A 254-nucleotide genomic window follows, 5' to 3' on the forward strand; every position below is an offset into this window, starting at 1 on the left:
TCCAGCACGTTCACCGTGCCCATCACGTTGGTGGCGTAGGTGTCGGCCGGGTCTCGGTAGGACGCGCGCACCAGCGGCTGTGCCGCCAGGTGGAAGACGACGTCGGGTCGGGCCGCAGCCATGGCCTCACGCAGGCTACCCGCATCACGAATGTCACCCAGCGTATGGCTGGCCAGAGCGGACTCCACCTCGGCCAGCATAAACAGGCTGGGGTTGGTTTCCGGTGCCAGGCTATAGCCATAGACTTCCGCGCC

At 66.1% G+C, this 254-nt stretch carries 1 protein-coding gene; it reads right to left on the minus strand.

The window, feature by feature from the left end; genetic code table 11:
- Positions 1–254, minus strand: a 254-nt coding sequence (locus RVY79_RS20625; RefSeq protein ID WP_317466465.1) for a GDP-mannose 4,6-dehydratase, incomplete at both ends; no start/stop codon positions are given.

Source organism: Chromohalobacter sp. HP20-39, assembly GCF_033052815.1.
GTDB lineage: Bacteria > Pseudomonadota > Gammaproteobacteria > Pseudomonadales > Halomonadaceae > Chromohalobacter.